12 protein-coding genes are annotated in these 12,791 nt (G+C 67.8%); 8 read left to right on the top strand and 4 right to left on the bottom strand.

Features of this window, described 5'->3' with window-relative positions; genetic code table 11:
• Positions 1–793 precede the first annotated feature (793 nt).
• From CWS39_RS27280 to CWS39_RS27265, 4 genes are all read left to right on the top strand, one after another.
• The gene (locus tag CWS39_RS27280; RefSeq protein ID WP_044543345.1) at positions 794–1,600 is read left to right on the top strand and encodes a ParA family protein; all 807 of its coding nucleotides are present in this window, start codon (positions 794–796) and stop codon (positions 1,598–1,600) included.
• On the top strand, positions 1,597–2,001 hold the full coding sequence (locus CWS39_RS27275; RefSeq protein ID WP_065143243.1) for a hypothetical protein: 405 nt from the start codon (positions 1,597–1,599) through the stop codon (positions 1,999–2,001). Before CWS39_RS27280 ends, CWS39_RS27275 begins: the two co-directional genes overlap by 4 nt.
• 204 nt (positions 2,002–2,205) lie before the next feature.
• Positions 2,206–2,538: a hypothetical protein gene (locus CWS39_RS27270; RefSeq protein ID WP_044544301.1), complete on the top strand. Its 333-nt coding sequence runs from the start codon at positions 2,206–2,208 to the stop codon at positions 2,536–2,538.
• 249 nt (positions 2,539–2,787) lie between these two features.
• Complete coding sequence (locus tag CWS39_RS27265) at positions 2,788–3,321, top strand: hypothetical protein (protein WP_102145979.1); 534 nt, start codon at positions 2,788–2,790, stop codon at positions 3,319–3,321.
• Positions 3,322–3,411: 90 nt separating this feature from the next.
• On the opposite strand, the gene CWS39_RS27260 is transcribed toward CWS39_RS27265, so the two are convergent.
• From CWS39_RS27260 to CWS39_RS27250, 3 genes are read right to left on the bottom strand one after another with little or no spacing between them, the layout of a single operon-like run.
• Entirely contained in the window at positions 3,412–3,609 is a 198-nt protein-coding gene (locus CWS39_RS27260) for an antitoxin VbhA family protein (protein ID WP_233213727.1), read from the bottom strand.
• 35 nt (positions 3,610–3,644) lie between these two features.
• Entirely contained in the window at positions 3,645–4,541 is an 897-nt protein-coding gene (locus CWS39_RS27255; RefSeq protein WP_102145977.1) for a hypothetical protein, read from the bottom strand.
• Positions 4,538–5,410 carry a hypothetical protein gene (locus tag CWS39_RS27250; protein ID WP_142386959.1) on the bottom strand — a complete coding sequence of 291 codons (873 nt, stop codon included), beginning with the start codon at positions 5,408–5,410 and terminating at the stop codon, positions 4,538–4,540. The genes CWS39_RS27255 and CWS39_RS27250 overlap by 4 nt, the downstream gene beginning before the upstream one ends.
• Positions 5,411–6,746: 1,336 nt before the next feature.
• Here CWS39_RS27250 and CWS39_RS27240 point away from each other — a divergent pair.
• Complete coding sequence (locus CWS39_RS27240; RefSeq protein WP_102145975.1) at positions 6,747–7,082, top strand: hypothetical protein; 336 nt, start codon at positions 6,747–6,749, stop codon at positions 7,080–7,082.
• 72 nt (positions 7,083–7,154) lie between these two features.
• Here the strand turns inward: CWS39_RS27240 and CWS39_RS27235 are convergent, their stop codons facing one another.
• Positions 7,155–7,742 carry a hypothetical protein gene (locus tag CWS39_RS27235; RefSeq protein ID WP_065143234.1) on the bottom strand — a complete coding sequence of 196 codons (588 nt, stop codon included), beginning with the start codon at positions 7,740–7,742 and terminating at the stop codon, positions 7,155–7,157.
• Between the two features lie 207 nt (positions 7,743–7,949).
• Here CWS39_RS27235 and CWS39_RS27230 point away from each other — a divergent pair, with 207 nt between their 5' ends.
• The 3 genes from CWS39_RS27230 to mobF all read left to right on the top strand — a co-directional run bounded on the left by CWS39_RS27230 (position 7,950) and on the right by mobF (position 12,780).
• Entirely contained in the window at positions 7,950–8,348 is a 399-nt protein-coding gene (locus tag CWS39_RS27230) for a hypothetical protein (RefSeq protein ID WP_102145974.1), read from the top strand.
• Positions 8,349–8,792: 444 nt separating this feature from the next.
• Positions 8,793–9,944, top strand: coding sequence for a rep protein (locus CWS39_RS27225; RefSeq protein WP_233213726.1), 1,152 nt, complete (start codon positions 8,793–8,795; stop codon positions 9,942–9,944).
• 367 nt (positions 9,945–10,311) lie between these two features.
• Positions 10,312–12,780 carry a MobF family relaxase gene (gene mobF, locus CWS39_RS27220; RefSeq protein WP_102145973.1) on the top strand — a complete coding sequence of 823 codons (2,469 nt, stop codon included), beginning with the start codon at positions 10,312–10,314 and terminating at the stop codon, positions 12,778–12,780.
• The last annotated feature ends 11 nt before the right edge of the window (positions 12,781–12,791 follow it).

Genomic DNA, 12,791 nt, shown 5'->3' with positions numbered 1-12,791 from the left:
ACGTTCAGCGAGGAAGACATCCGTGCTCGCTACGGTTTACCGCGCTGAGACACCAACTGACGATCTTCCCCGGCCGACACAGGATGTGGTCCCTGGTGCTACACCCGCTGCGGGGCGCCGGGCTCTGTCACGGGGCTCCACCCAGCACGACGTTCATCAGCACTAGGACGTTCAGCACGCCGAGCAGGATCGATAGCCCGCCCGCCACGTCGTACAGGGTCAAGGCCTGGGACCTGTGATCAGCGCACCGTCGCAGGAAACCATGTCGGGGCTGCTCGCAGCGGCGGCTCCCATCGTTGATCCAGGCCCGGCACTTGCTCAACAGCTCCCCGCCGATCACGAATGGTGCCGCCAGCAGAAGCGTCCCTAGCGCAATCCCCCACGCGGTGAGCGTCGTTCCATCCCACCAATGCAGGACAAGCATCCACGCCAGTAGGTCGATACCGCTGCCACCAGCCCCCACGTGCGGAGCCCAATCGACAGTTCGCCCCGCGCTGCCCGCGCGGCCAGCGTCACTCGGAGCGCTCGGAGCCACGCGGGGTGTTGGCGGCGCCGCGCTCCAGCCGTAGCTCCCTCTGGTGGCATATGGGCATACCGTGCCGGGGCGATGCCGTCCTACGCGGCATCGCGAGTCGTACTGGCACATCCGTATATCCCCAACCCGGCCCGGCCCCCACCATTCAGGGGCAAGTATCAGCCCAAGCACTGACATAGCCCTATCAGCATCACATGTTTTCTTACATGTAAGTCTGCATGTAGACATGTTTGTATGTAAGTTAGTATGCTTCCTGTCATGACTGTTTCCGCAGATAAGCAGTGCGAAATTCTGGCCGTGGCGCTGCAAAAGGGCGGTGTCGGCAAGACCACCACCACCATCAACCTCGGCGCCAACCTCGCCGCGATGGGTCACCGCGTTCTCGTGATTGACATGGATCAGCAAGCGCACAGCACCAAGGGGCTGGGAATCGAGCTCGACGCCGAGGACGCGTCGATGTACGAGGTCCTGCACCCGGACAGGACGATGCGCGTCCCGCTAGCCAAGGTCATCGTGGCGAGCCAATTCGGTATCGACGTCGCCCCCGGCCATCTCGCGCTCAAAGAGCTCGAGCGAACAGGACTCGGGTCCGGGGGCCAATTGCGGTTAGCACGTCAACTCGACGACATCGAGGGCTACGACTTCGTGCTGCTGGACTGCCCGCCGGCACTGGGGGAGTTGACCACCGCAGCGCTGGCGGCCGCCGACTACGTTTTGGCCGTCCTCAAAGCCGGCCCCGACGAAGTCGACGGCCTGGTGGAACTGGGCAACTCAATCCTCGATGTTCAGGAGACCCTGAACCCTGACGTGGAAATCCGGTACGTACTGCTGGCCGATTTCGACGGCAATCCGAAAGCCAGCAAGGACGTGCGCAGGCAGCTACGCGCCGACTGGGGGGAATGGGCTGACGGCGGGGCCTACCTGGGCGAGATTCCACACACGGTCCGGGTGGTGGAGGCCAAAGGCAAACGTGTACCGGTCAACGTGCACGCCCCAACCTGCACCGCAGCAGTGGCCTACCGCGAAGTCGCGCAGCGCATCGCCGCAAGGCGGCAAGCCGCATGAACGCCGCAGCGAAACCCACCGGATTGCAGGTCGGCTCCACAAGGCCGCTGTCGCGTGCAGAGCGACGAGCACAAGCCGCACGGGTCACAGCCGACGAAACCCCCGACGCGCCCGAAACATCAACCGAGCACGAACTACCAAGCAGCGAAACTCCGCCAGCCCCCGTGGTCACCCCACCCGGCGAGACCCCGACCCAGCCGGCCGAAGCGCCGCGACTCAAAGCCCGTCAACGGAAGGTGAAAAGCCCGTTCGCCACACAGCTACACGCGGGAACTCTCGCCCGGCTCGAATGGATCAAGGCCCGCGGGTACGTCATCACCGACACTGTCGACGACGCCATCAACAGCTACCTCGACGACGCCGGAATCCCCAGGCCAGACCACAACGACCGCATGCCTTGAGAGCCGCACGTGCCCTCCTTCCTCGCCGCCAATTGTGGTGAACGTGGTGGTGGGGGCTGTCAAGGCCGTGCCGCCGCTGCGCGGTCGACCACGGTCGAGCCTTGACAGCCCCCACCACCACGCACCAACAGCGGCCACTACGAGGAAGGACATCCAAGCGAAGGAGCTCAGCAGATGTCAGCAGGGAGTCATACCGTGGAAATCATGAACGCGAACACGCCGCCGGCCGCCCCGCCGCCGCAGCCGGGTTCCGTTGAGCACTGGGCAGCATGGCTAGACAGATACGGCGACGATTACGCCACCGACGACGAACGCCGCGCCGCCTACCAGGACTTCACGACCAACCTCGCCGAGATGCAAGCCGTCTTTTCACAGCCGGAGGACATGCACGTGGCTGGCTATCTCGAAGCTCAGGAGCGGGTGGCCAGCGGCGACGCAGACGGTCCCGACGACGCCGAGGTATGGGTTCCGGTCGATCTCAACAGCTTCGCCCGCGCGGATTGGCTCGAAGGCTTCCGCTCCCACTTCGAGCCATAAAATCCCTGCTCATCCCCGAAAATGCCCGCTTGATCACCGGCGTCTGCATGCACGCTCGTTAACGTCTCCGGGCATGTGCATCGACACGTTCAATCGCTCGCGTGGACGCCGGTCATCCAGCGGAACCTGCCAACCGGCCAGGGTCGCGCCGAGAATCGGTGTGAAGGTACAACCGCCGCTCCACGACCGGCCCACCGCCGTCACACAAATCAGCCGCGCGAGGCCGCTCCCGGACGACCGGAGCATGTCGTGACCGCTCGCCACATCTACGTCGACGAAACCAAGCAACGCGACTATCTGCTCGTGGCCAGCGTCCACGTCACGACGGAGCTGGCCGCACTGCGTCAGCTGATACGAGGCCTGCTCCTTCCCGGACAACGCTACCTGCACATGAAGGACGAAAAAGACGGCCGCAAACGCACCATCGCCCAGGCCCTTGTCGACGCCGGCGTACAAGCCACCATCTACCGCGCTGGCGCCCACCACCGCAACGAACGCCAACGCCGCTCAGCGTGCCTACGCGCCCTCATCGAAGACCACGCCAACGCCCGCGACGCACACATCGTGCTCGACGAGGACGAAACCCTGGTGAAGTTCGACAACCAGAAACTCATCGAATACACCCGCGCCGCCGGCTGCCGCGACCCCCTGCACTACGAGCACAAACGCCCCCACGCTGCCGCGCTGCTGGCCATCCCCGACGCCATCGCCTGGTGCTGGGCCAAAGGCGGGCACTGGCGCAAGCTCATCAACCCCGCCGTCACGGTCACCCGCGACGTGTGACCAGGCCCCAAAAATCGCGAAGCCCGAGCGCCACGGCCGTCCGGCCGGGTCTCGGGCTCACTTCCTGAAGCTCAACGCAACAGGCACCACCTATGATAGCCCACCCTGCGCTGCCCTGATACCCACACTGCGCCGGGGGCACCGGGCGGGTTGCCCGAACTCCGCGATGACCTCGGCAACGCCCTCGTCGTAGGTCAGCACGTCGCCCTCGATTCGATCGAGGAGATCACGCGCGCCCGGCGAAACCTCGTGGCCGGCCAGCCCGCTCGCCGCCACAGCGACGGACACCGCCTCGCCCTGGGTGGGCGAACGCCTGGGCGTGTTCAACTCCAGTACTCCGGTATCCGCTCCAGCCTTTCGCGGTAGGCCGGGTCAGTCAGCTCCGCCAGATGCACATCCGCCGCGTCTCTGTCTCGCCATTGGCGGGCGCGGGCGGTCGCCTCCGCCACCCAATCGCTGAGCACCGGCCCGACCCCAGGTGTCGCCCGCTGCAATGTCGCCCGGTGCAATGTTGTGGCCGCCGCGGTGGCGCTTTCGGTGATCAGGTCGCGGCGCTGCTGCGCCAACTCGCGGACACCGTCCGCCTGGCGGGTCCACACCTTCATCCCCTGGAGCACGGCGATATCGCCGTGGCCCTCACGCTGCTGGAGCATCCGCTCTGCCCGCTCTCTGCTCTGCACAAGCTCTTCGGCCTCCTCGACGCCGACCGCCTCCAGCGCCGCACACCACCACGCCCGCAGCCCCTGGCCTGCCCTCCCCTCCCCCGCGCGGGCTGGTTCCCACGCGCACCAGGCCGCGGCGTCGTTGTCGGCCAGGTCACGCAGTGCCAACAGCACCTTTTCGCCTGCCTCCTGGCTCGGCCCCACCCGCTCGGCGGTAGCCGCAGTCGCGGCCGCCGTTCGCCGCACAGCGATTCCGTCAAAGCCGGGCAGCCCCGGACCCAGGCGAGGTATCTCCACTGGTATTGGAGCCGGGCGAGGTATCACCGGACCCACCCGGGGCCAACCCTGCCCCGGCGACACCGCCCGGATATGGCGCGCCGCATCGCCCCGCCACCAGTCCGGGTCGCCTGCGCGGGCTACCCGCAGCGCCGCAGCGGTCCGGTCCGCCCACATCACCCGCCAGGCCTCTTCGAGTTCGCCGTCACGGGCAGCTTCCAGCCGCGCCCACAACACCGCCCGCCCGGTTTTGTGCCAGGCCCACTCCTTCAGGCTGCTCATCGGCGCTGCCCCGGTTCGAGCACCGCGAGGGCCTGGTTTAACGCTCCGTCGACGGCATGCCCGACCCCGGCGGCCCAGCCGCAGTAGGCGACATCGGGCAACGACACCGGCTGGTCCCGCCAGCATCCCAACATTTCAACGATCAGCGCTGACCGGTAAAAGTGCCGGTAGAACCCGCGCTGGGCCTCGGACACATCAGACTCGTCGGCGTCCAGCACCCCATCCGGGTGCAGCACGCCGCGCTCCGCGACGTGCTTATGGTGGGCATCCCAGTCGACAGGCTGGCCCGCGCCCAGCCGCTCCACCACCTCACGCCGGTCGTAGGGGTCCACCAGCGGCGGGGTCATCGGCGGTCGATCCGCCTCCACAGCCTTGGCCTCGTCCAGCACCGTCTGCGCGACCGCCTCGGCCACCCGCCGCCACATCGCCTCACCCAGCACCAGCTGCGTCTTGGCCCAGATATCCGGTGCCACCGCCTCCAAGCGATGCCGGTAGCCACCACCAGCCGTTGGCGCCTCACCCGGCGATCGGCGGATATCGGCGTCACGCACCGCCTCAAACTCGCCCACCCACTCCCGTGGCTGTTGCACCCCCAGCTCCGAGCTCACCAGCGCGCGCGGCCGAACATCGGTCACCCGCGCCAGCTCCTCGGCGTGCGCCGCCAGCAGCTTCGCCGCAGCACGGACCCCGACGAACCGGTGCGCCCAGTCGATCGGCAGTGCGTGGTCATAGACCGCCAACGTCGCCGAGGCCGGGATCACCACACCGGGCGGCACATAGGCACCGTCGCCAACCGTCGAGGCGATCGCCACCACCTGACCGGTCGGCAACGCCAGCACCGCCACCGCCACCGGGCGGCACATAGGCACCGCCGCCAACCGTCGCGGCGATCGCCACCACCTGACCGGTCGGCCACGCCAGCACCGACACCGCCCCCTCCACCCCGCCGCCGTTCCGCAACTCCTTCCGCCCTTCGGTACCGCGCACCAGCCCATCGAGAATCCGCCGCGCCAACACCAGCTCCGCACTCGGCAGCGGCTCGCCCGCCGCCACAGCACCAGCCGCCGCACCAGACCCAGAACTCGACGCCACAACCGGCGGCCCACCAGCGCTCTGCTGCGGCGGCGCTGACGTGCCTGGCGGCTGAGCCGAGGTCGGCAACGTCGCCGCACTCGGTGCCGGAGCACCACCACCGCCACCGGGCGGCACATACGGCATCAGACCACCCCCACCACCGCCGCCAGGAGGAACCGGTGCCATACCGCCGCCGCCGGCCGGGGCCGGTGCACCCGGCGCGGCCGGTGCCGGGGTCGGCGCGCCCCCTCCCTGAGCAGGAACCACCGGAACCTGCCCACCACCGGGCGACGCCGCCGCCGAAGAAGGATGCGGGCCGGCGAACTTCTCCAACGATGGTGTCGGAGACACCGCGCCCGAAGCGCCCATACCCGACGCCAAACCCGACTGGAAACTACTCGCCGCACTCGACAAATTCGGATTACTCGACAGCGCCTCCGACATCGACGACGCCGGAGCCGTCGCCGCATCCTTCAACGAACTCCCGCTCAACGGATTCAAACCGGTCGGCATTTGCGGCGGCCGTACCGAGCCCACGCCGCCCATGCCCGAGCCCACCCCGCTGCCCGCATTGCCCATCTGGGGTATAGCTGTAGGCGACGTGACGGGACTGGCCAGGGGCGTCACGGGTCGCTCGACCTCGCCAGCTACTGGCGCTGGTGCGTCCGCAAACTCGTTGCCGGTGGCTGTGTGATCCACCTCGACCACTTCGTCAGCGACTCTCGCTTGGTCACCCTGGAGGTGTTCATCCCCGGCCCCCTTGGCGTCGCTTACCGTGTCCGCCGCCGACCCCAAGTCGCGGTCGGCTTTCTCTCGCGGCTCGTCCACGGCAGATTCGTTTTCGGTGGTTGTTGGCCCTGCCTGTGTTCTGTCCCGCGGGCTGTCCTCGCCCGGCATAGGGGTCGGTGGCGGGGGCGCGGCGATGTCTCCCAGTGCGACGGACTGTGCTGTTGCCGCTTCTGTTTTGTATGGGGCAACAGAGAACGGTGTCTTGGCCGTTTGTGCTGCCTCCCAAGCCTTTTGAGCGGCATCCCCGATGCGCGTTAGGTCTGTTTTCAGCCCGACCACCGTGCTCTTGTAGGACTCCCCGGTAACGGCTTTCGAACCGAGATGATCCGCCACGGCGTAGGCATGATTCATCATCTCGGTGAGCCGTTCGACCCGCGCATCGCCGGCCTGCCCCTGCAAGAGGTTTGGACTCTCGGACCGTTTGCGTTTGAGCGTGTCGCCGTAGTCGGACAACCGCTGCTCAGCGGCCCGGTGCTCATCGACCACACGCTGAAGGTCGTTCTCGGAGATGCTCGGCCAGAACTCACCGATCGCCATCGCGGCGGCCGCACCCGGCGGACGCTGAATATCACCAGCGCCGCCACCGCTGACACCTACCCCGCCCGCCCCTGCCTCGGCCACGGGGGTGGCACCGTCGGCGATGAGCGCCTGCGCCTCGACCTGGATGTTGTTGGCTGACTGTCCCGATGCTGCGGGCATTTCTATTGCCTCCGTTGGGTGTTCGGGCTGTGCGCACAATGCACGACAGACTCAGCCGAGACCACAAATCTTCCACACACGGTCACTCGCTGCGTTCTCCTCTGCTGCGCTGTGCGGTCGCGGTTCAGCCAGCCCACGCGTGCGGACGGGTGCGTACGCGGCCATCCGTGCGTAGTAGACCGACACCAGTTCTGCCACCGCTTCTCGAATCTGGGGACTCGCGCTGGGGAACTCATGCAGAGCCGTCTCTAACGCGCCCACACCGGGCAGCAGTTCGGCCGCGTTCTTGTCCTTTCTCGGCATCGCGCTGTTGATGGTGGCGTAGCGCGTGCACAGCCCGACGTCCTGGGCGTGGGTGTCGCCGCTGGCTGATGCACCTGCATCATTTGCGGGCTGAACAGCCTGCGCGGCGGCATCGGGCGATGAGGACTTGATGGCCATGGCTCCGATAGCGGTTCCCAGCCCGGCGGAGATCAGAGCTGTGGCAGCGACGATGGCGATGAGTCCGCCTCGCCCCAGACGGTTCGGGGCCGAGGGCGGTGGGCCGCCGAGATCGGCTGGCGGATGCTGCACGTCTTCCCCCTCGCTGAGGTCGCTGGCTTTTTGGGCCAGCGTATTGGCGCGCACTGACAAAAGCACGCGCCGAACACCCCCAACGCCCAAGTCAGACAACAAAGTTCAAATGAAGCGTTCACGTGATGACTGCTATTGATCGATTTGTTTTCGCGTCAGTCATACAAGGGTGAACAACCCGGACCTGGCCGTAGCCGCTCGGGATTGGCCATGATCTGTCCGCATCGGCGTGTCGCGCGTTTCCAAAACCCCTCGACTGACAGAGTGGGCAATATGGCTCGTCCAAGCAAAGGTGACCGCGCAGCGCACATGGTCAAAACCCATCCCGCGGTCACTCAACGCATCGTCGAAATGGCCTCAGAGGCCAGCGCCTCCTCGGTTATGCAATACGTCGCAGACGTACTCGCTTTGTATGTCGGGCTGCCCCAGCATGTCCGAGAACTAAACCAGCCGTCGATCAACTCCACCCGACAGATCGAGGCGCTTCGGGGTGATAAATACGGCCGGATCATGGTCCGCCCGCACCGCGAGGTATCTGAACGGCTCACGGCAGAAGCACCCGAGCACAAAGTTTCCCCGCACATCGCTGACGTCCTCGCGGTCCATGTCGGGCTACCCCAGTACGCCCGCACACTCAATCGCGTAGAGGAGGTTTTGCCGCTGGCGATGTGAGACCCCGCCAGGGCCTGGCCACCAAGTTCGTTTGTTCCGTGCTCGACGGCTGGGCCTTGGCAGATGTGACATCTCAATAGCTGGTGTGCGGATTCGCCCGCTGACATGACGAAGGCCCCCGTAGGGGCCTTGTCTGAGGTACTGACCTGAGCGCCAACTCAGGTCCGGGTCCGCACCCGTTGCCCCTGAAAGGGACGTGTCTTGCTGGACTCGTCTCACGGTAGCGCACGCCTGCCCGCAGTACCAGATACGCCGCGCAGCAAGTGCGCGAATCGTGATCTTCTCACCGCCCGACCGACTCATCGGGCGTGTTCTTCACCGACGCCGCTCGGCGGGGCGGTCCATGCCGCGCACAGCCCGCACGTCGAGCGCGCCCAGACGGCGCAGGGTCGGCGGGACTGGGTGCTGCGCGCGGGCGCGAGCGCGGTCGGACATCGCGCGCCCATGTGGACGAGTCGCGCGTCATGGTTGGACGGTCTGCGGCGGTGGGCGCAGTCACCGGCGCTGGCCCAGCTGTGCGCGGAGCAGCGGGTGTCGATGACCGCGGCCACGTTGTTGGCGATCGCGGCGGTGATGGCCGAGCACGCCGATCACGCCACCGGCCGCCACGTGGCGGTCACTCGCGCCACCATCGCCGACACAGTGGGCTGTGACGTGCGCACGGTGACCGCGGCGTGGCGGGTGCTGCGAGTGTCGCGCTGGGCCGTGGAGGCACAGCGCGGCCACGGCTCGCCAACCACCCCCAGCGTGGGCCGGCGCCCCTCGGTGTACCACCTGGTGTCGCGCCGGGACCCCCGGCCGGCCGACGATCAGCCTGTGCCCGATTTCCACCTACCGCCGTCAGGCGGTGATGGTCTTTTGTCTCCCGTAGGGAGCAACTCACCAAGCGTGCGCGCACGCGCACACGCCGCCAATAGTCCCCAACAAAAACCCAATCCAGCGCGGCACTGGCGCACCACGCCGCGACCACTTGCCGCCCAGCGGCTCGCCGCCGAACTGGTCGCGTGTACCCACGGTCTGGGCCGCGGCCACATCGGCGCTATCTGCGACGCGCTTACCGCCGCGGGCATCGTCCCGGCGCTGTGGTCGGCACGCGCAATCACCGATGCCTTGGACGCCGACATGCGAACCCGCGGTTGGAACTGGCCCGACGAGATCACCAGTCCCGGCGCATTTCTGTCCAGCCGTCTACGCCGGCTCACCTGGACCACACCACCAGCACCGCCGAAAGGTGGCGGCTACGCCGCCACCCGCATCGACCAGACGCCGGCCAGGGCGACGCTCACCGACGCAGCGCAGGCACGCATCGCCGCCGCCCGCGAACACATCCGCCAGGTGCTCACCGAACGCACACAACGCACCCGCCCTGCGCGCACTCCGTGCGCGCGTTCAGACGCACACGCGCGACGGTCTATCGTCGAGCCCATGGCGCCGCCCCTTCCCAACGAACCCGAGCAGGCTATTACTCGGTCAGCTGCGGTGCGGCGCTGGCGGCGCGAGGAGTGCACCGAGCACGCCGACGCCGAGGCCTTCTTCCGTCACCTCGATCGCCTCGTCGACGACGACGCGCCCAGCGGTTCCGAAACGGCGCGCTAACTGCTCCCGCACTTTTCAAGCCAACCTAACTAGTGTGCCTAAGTTTCGGGCGGTGACACCGGGCGCGCCCGCGTGTGTTTCTTCTTCACCACTCCGCAGCGCTACTTGATTCCTTCTCCTGTCTCTTCGCCCCGCCCGATACCTCGTTGTTGTCAACCCCACCTTCTCCTCTGCTCACCCACAGCCAGCCCATTTCCCTTCGATACCCCCACCGCCCCACACCCGTTCAGGCCCCACAGTGCTCACCTTGTCCCAGCGCCTCAACACCATGGCACATTTGCACAAGTTGTGCGATCATAGGCGGGAGCGCGCCTGGCGGCGAGCTCCCTGGCCCGTGGGTGGCCGGGTTGGGAGGTGTTGGGCGCGGGTGCTGACGATCGCGAAGCTGGGCCGCTGGTCGGTGTCGTATTACGTCGACACCGCCCGTGAGGCGACGGCTGCGGCGCGTGATGATCGTGCTCGAAACGGCGGCCTCGGCGAGTACTACAGCGAGTCGGAGACCCGGTTGCCGACATGGTTGGTGGTCGGTGAGGACGCGCAGCGCGCCGCCGAACTGGTCGGGTTGACGCGTGTCGAGGCGCTCGGCGGCGACGCCGATCTGGACGTGGTAACCCGGTGGCTCGACGACGGGGTGGCGCCCTGCGGTGAGGTTGGCCGGGCCTTCCGTGAGGGGTCGGTGCACGGGTTCGATTTGACGTTTTGCGCGCCGAAATCGATGTCGTTGTTGCGTGCGCTCGGTGACGATGTGACCGACAAGGCGGTCGCTGATGCGCACGCCTACGCCATCGGCGAGGCGATGAAGTATCTCGCCGCGCATGCCGGTTACACGCGCACGCACAATCCGCACACTGGCCGCAAGGATCTTGTGCGGCTGCCGGGGATCGTGGCCGCGGCGTTTCAGCACGAGACCTCACGCGCGGGTGATCCACACCTGCATACGCACGTGATCGTGCCCAACCGGCAAGCCCGCGCCGATGGCCGGCTGGTGTCGCTGGATGGCACGTCGCTGTTCCACGAAGCGCGCGCCGCCGGGATGATCTATCAAGCGTCGTTGCGGTCGCACTTGATCAACTCGATTGCCCTGGAATGGGGTCCGATCGATCCCGACACCGGCATGGCGGAAGTGGCGGGCGTTGACCGCGCCACCATCAAAGCGTTCTCGCAGCGTTCCAGCCAGCTCGAGGACTGGGCGCGCGGCAACCTTGTGCTGGCCGACGCGGAGCCGACCGCGGCGCAGCTTGGCGTGGCGCAGAAAGCGAGCCGCCCGCGTAAGCCCGAGAGTCTGTCGCGGGCGCAGTGGCGGGCCGGCTGGGCGGCCGATCCGCGCGGCTTCGGCAGCGATGCCGAGGCGCAGCGGCAGGCCCGCGAGATGCGTCGGGCCGCGGCCGGGGTGGATGTGCGGGAGGTGGCGCGCCAGGCGGTCGCGGGCATCCATACGGCGGCGACGTTCACCCGCGCCGATCTCATCGAGGCCATCGCAGCCCGGCTGCCAGTGGGCGCCGCCGCCACGGCTGGCGTGTCGCCGCGCGAGCTGGTGGAGACGCTGGCCGACGAGGTTTTGATTGCGGTGACCGCCGAGCGTGCGCCGCATCAGCGGGAGGGATCGGTGCGCTACACCGCCGCCGAGCTGCTCGCCGAGGAACGCGCCATCATCGATTTGACCCCGGCCCGATCGCAGCGCGCGGTGATCCCCATCCGCCGTGATGACACCGCCGCGCTGTCGCCGGATCAGCGTGCGGCCATCACCAACATCGCCACCTCGCCGTGGTTGATCCAGCCGCTGTCCGCGCCCGCCGGCGCGGGCAAGACGCACAGCCTCAAAGCGCTGCGGGCGGCGATGCGCCGCACCGGCGGCGATGTGCTGGTGCTCGCGCCTACCCACCGCGCCGTCGATCAGGCGATGAGTGAGGACGCCGGCGGCGCGGGCATGACGATCGCGGCGGCACTGGAGCGCCACCGCCGCGGCACCCTACAGCTGACTGCCGCACCCACCCTCGTGGTCGTTGACGAGGCGGGCATGGTCGGCACCCAGCAGCTGCGCGAGTTGTTGACCGCGACCACCGAGGCCGGGGTCAAAATTGTTCCGGTCGGTGATGCCCGCCAGCTCGAACCGGTCAAAGCACGCGCCGGCACTTTCGAACAACTCTGCACCGACCTGCCCTGGGCACAACACCTGTCCGAGGTGTGGCGGATGCGCGACCCCGACGAACGATCCGCCTCCCTGGCGGTACGGCACGGCGGCGCCGCCGCGGTGCGCCGCGCCGTGGGCTGGTATCGCCGCAGCGGCCGACTCAACGTCGGTGACGAAGTCACCATGGCCGATGACGCCCTGGCCGCTTGGCGCGCCGATCTCGACGCCGGCCGCGACGCCCTGCTGATCGCCGATCGCTGGGAAGTCGCCGACCCACTCAACGAACGCATCCACCGCGACCGCATCGACCCGGATGCCCCCACTGTCGCCGCCGCGCGCCAGCACCGCATCGCCGCCGGCGACCTCATCGTCACCCGCGACAGCGACCCCACCATCGCTATCCGCCCGGCCCGCGCCGGCCAACCCGATCCCGCCCCGGTCCGCAACGGCAACCGCTGGGAAGTCCTCGACGAGGTCGACCCCGACAACAACCGGCTCGCGGCCCGCCGCATCGGCGACGATGCCATCGCCGTGTTCAGCGGTGAGTACCTGCGCAAGCACGTGCACCTGGGCTACGTGCTCACCGTGCACGTAGCCCAAGGAGCCACCGCCGACACCACCCACGCACTACTTGGCGTGGCCTCACGGCTGGCCAACCGGCGCACCGCCTACGTCGCCATGACTGTTGCGCGTCGCTCTCGATGACGATGTCGGCG

This window comes from Mycobacterium hubeiense (genome assembly GCF_002838065.1).
Taxonomy (GTDB): domain Bacteria; phylum Actinomycetota; class Actinomycetes; order Mycobacteriales; family Mycobacteriaceae; genus Mycobacterium; species Mycobacterium hubeiense.
Note: the sequence above shows the minus strand (reverse complement) of the source record. Positions and strands in the feature narration are given on the sequence as shown.